Source organism: Kocuria rhizosphaerae (genome assembly GCF_044462265.1).
GTDB lineage: Bacteria > Actinomycetota > Actinomycetes > Actinomycetales > Micrococcaceae > Kocuria > Kocuria rhizosphaerae.
In genome coordinates, this window is record NZ_JBISWL010000126.1 from 1 (window position 1) to 3,193 (window position 3,193).

A 3,193-nucleotide genomic window follows, 5' to 3' on the forward strand; every position below is an offset into this window, starting at 1 on the left:
GGGCCCCGCCCGTGTGCGGGCCGACGGCTGCCGTCAGGAGTTGCGGGTCTCGTCCTTGACGGTGCGCGCCGAGTCCTGGGCGGAGGACTTCAGCTGCTGCGCCTCGCTCCGGCCCTCCGACCTGACCTCCTGGGCACCCGACTGCGCCGTCTCCTTGACCGACTCCGCCGCCTCACGGGCCGGTTCCTTGAGGTCCTGGGCGACCTCCTGGGCCATGCCCTTGGCGGACTCGGCGGCGTGCTGAGCGTGGGGCTGGACCCGATCCGCGGCGTCCGCGGCCAGCTCCTGCTCCTTCTGCGTGGAGGGCAGCAATGAGCCGACGAGCCAGCCGGCCCCGAGGGCGATGAGCCCGGCGGCCAACGGGTTGCCGCGGGTCTTGGCCCGGGCCGTGGCCGGGGCGTGCTGCACGCCCTCCTTCAGGTCACCGGCACGGTCCTGCATGCCCCCTCTGAGGTCACCGGCGCGCCCCTGCACGCCCTCCTTGAGGTGGCGGCCCCGGTCGGTGACGTCGTCGGAGGCACCCATGACCCGCTCGCGCGCATCCCTGAGGCTGCCGCGGACCTTGCTCTTCTGACGGTCGACGACCCGCTCGGGGGTCACCTTCTCGGCGACGGCGTCGACGTCGGACCCGAGGCGGGCGCGAGTCGCCTCGATGTCGGCACGGATCTCTTCGGGGTTCTGCTGGCTCATGGGGTCTCCTTGGAGGGGTTCACGGTGTCCGGGATCTCGGTGAGGGTCTCGCGCGTGTGGTGCACCGGGTCCTGGGTGGCCTCGGTCAGCTCACGCTTGCCCTCGTTGAGGTTCTTCTTGCCGACGGCTGCGAGCACGGCGGCGATGATGGCCCAGAGGACGGCCACGATGATGGACGACCAGACGAGGCTGTTCAGGAGTTCGGCAAGTCCCCACATGAGGGCCAGTGACAGGAACAGGAGCACGAAGTGCCCGGCAACACCGGCCCCGGCGAGCATTCCCGCGCCTTTGCCCGCGTCCTTCGCGGACCGCTGGGCCCGTTGCGCCGTCTGCGTGACTTCGGCCTTCGCGAGGGCGATCTCCTGCTGGATGAGGGTGGAGAGGTTGGTGCTCAGCTTCTTGAACATCTCGCCGAGGGACTCCCGCTCCGCCCGTTCCTCTGCGTCCGAGGGGGGCATGGGATGGCTCATCGACGGTCGCCCTCCTGATCCGGGTAGACGGTGCCGGGCACACGATCGGTGTACGTGCGGGAGGCCTCACCCTGCTCGTCGGAGCGATAGGCGTAGGGGTCGCCCGGCGAGTAGCCCGAGGTCTCGGGCGTGGTCAGATCGCGGTCGTAGCCCTGGCCGTGGCCGGCGTTCGCCGGTGCACCCGTCCCGGTGGGCCGGTTGCCGCCCTGCTGCCCCGAGACGCCGAGGAACTCCTTGGCGCCCTCCCGGTCCGTGCGGACCTCGTCGCTGTCCTTGACGCCGCGCGTGGCGCGTCCGGCGAGGAGACCGATGCCGGCGGCCACGGCCAGGAAGGTCCCGGGGCGGCGGGCCGCGAAACGGCGGACGTCCTCGAGGAGGTCCTGGGGCTCCTTGTTCTCCAGGGACACGGCCAGGGACTCGACCCGGCCGGAGACGCTGCCGAGCAGTCCGGTCACGTAGTCGGACTCGGGCTTCTCGCCGCGGGACAGGGCGTTGATCTCGTTGCTGACGGACCGCACCGTCGAGGCGATCCGGTCCTGCTGCGGGCCCACCTGCTCCTTGAGGTCGCTCCTGAGCTGGCCGAGGAGGTCCTGGGCCTGCTGGGCGGCCTCGTCCTTGACGGCCAGAGCCTGCTCCTTGGCCGTCTCCTTGACCCGCTCGCCGGAATCGGCGGCCTGGCCCTTCAGACGGTCGGCCTCGGTCCTGCTCGTCTCCGCGGCGACGTCCTTCCTGGAGGCGGGGGCGGGGCCGTCCGCGCCGGTCCCGACGGGCGCGCCGGTGTCGAGGGGCGCGCCGGTGTCGAGGGGCGCGCCGGTGTCGTAGGGGGTGCGGTCGTACGGATTGGTGGTCATGGTTCCGCCTTTCAGCAGCATTTAATAAGTTCACTTAGAAATACGAGGTGGCGTCAGCCTATGCCGATCCATCCCGCTCGCCAAGTCCGCGCGCGGTCGGTCGGCACCCCGGCCGACCTGGCTCAGGGCGACGGACTCCCCCCGTTCACGTTGAGCGTCTCCCCGATCACGTAGCTGGACTCGGGTGAGGCGAGGAACACGTAGGCCGGTGCCAGTTCGGTGGGCTGACCGGCGCGCCCGAGGGGTGTCGACGTGCCGAACTCGGGGAGCGCCTCCTTGGGCTGGCCGCCCGAGACCTGGAGCGGGGTCCAGAACGGGCCGGGAGCCACGGCGTTGACGCGGATGCCCCGGGGGGCCAGCTGCTGGCCGAGCCCCTTCGTGAAGTTGTTGATGGCGGCCTTGGTGGACGCGTAGTCGAGCAGGTCCGGCGAGGGCTGGTAGGCCTGGATCGACGTGGTGTTGATGATCGAGGACCCCGCGGGCAGGTGCTGCAGCGCGGCCTTGGTGATCCGGAACATCGCGATGATATTGACCGTGAAGGTGGCCGTCAGCTGCTCGTCGTCCAGGTCCTCGAGCCGCTCCACGGCGATCTGCTTGCCGGCGTTGTTGACCAGGATGTCGAGCCCCCCGAGACCGTCCACGGCGTCCCGCACCAGCGTCTCGCACACGTCGCGGTCGCTCAGGTCGCCCGGGAGCAGCACGGCCTTGCGGCCGGCCGTCTCGACGACGCCCTTGACGTACTGTGCGTCGGGCTCCTCGGCCGGCAGGTAGTTCAGCGCGACGTCCGCGCCCTCCTTGGCGAAGGCGATGGCGACCGCGGCGCCGATCCCCGAGTCCGCGCCCGTGATGAGCGCCTTGCGCCCCTCCAGCCGCCCGGTTCCCCGGTAGGAGAACTCACCGCGATCGGTCCTGGGCACCAGATCCCGGTCCAGGCCCGGCTCGGGCTGGTCCTGCTTGGGCGGCTCCAGCACGGGATAGCGCGTCACCGGGTCCTGGAAGGTGAGCTGATCCGTGGACTCCTCGTGGGCGTCCTGCGGATGGCCGTTGCTGCTCTCCCGCATGTCCACTCCTCTCGTGCATCGATGCCATCAGCACGCTTACCGACTTTCCCAGCATACTGACCAATGGCGGGCGGCGACAGCGGTTCACCGAGGGAGAACACAAAAGCCCCGTGCCGCGGGG

4 protein-coding genes are annotated in these 3,193 nt (G+C 70.6%); all 4 read right to left on the reverse strand.

Annotated elements, in window-relative coordinates; translation table 11 throughout:
• Positions 1–33: 33 nt before the first annotated feature.
• Complete coding sequence (locus ACH9EU_RS14510; RefSeq protein WP_396414625.1) at positions 34–690, reverse strand: DUF3618 domain-containing protein; 657 nt, start codon at positions 688–690, stop codon at positions 34–36.
• Entirely contained in the window at positions 687–1,148 is a 462-nt protein-coding gene (locus tag ACH9EU_RS14515; protein ID WP_396414626.1) for a phage holin family protein, read from the reverse strand. Before ACH9EU_RS14515 ends, ACH9EU_RS14510 begins: the two co-directional genes overlap by 4 nt.
• Positions 1,149–1,156: 8 nt before the next feature.
• Entirely contained in the window at positions 1,157–2,011 is an 855-nt protein-coding gene (locus tag ACH9EU_RS14520; protein WP_396414627.1) for a hypothetical protein, read from the reverse strand.
• 122 nt (positions 2,012–2,133) lie between these two features.
• Positions 2,134–3,072, reverse strand: a complete 939-nt coding sequence (locus tag ACH9EU_RS14525) for an SDR family oxidoreductase (protein WP_396414628.1) — start codon at positions 3,070–3,072, stop codon at positions 2,134–2,136.
• Positions 3,073–3,193 lie beyond the last annotated feature (121 nt).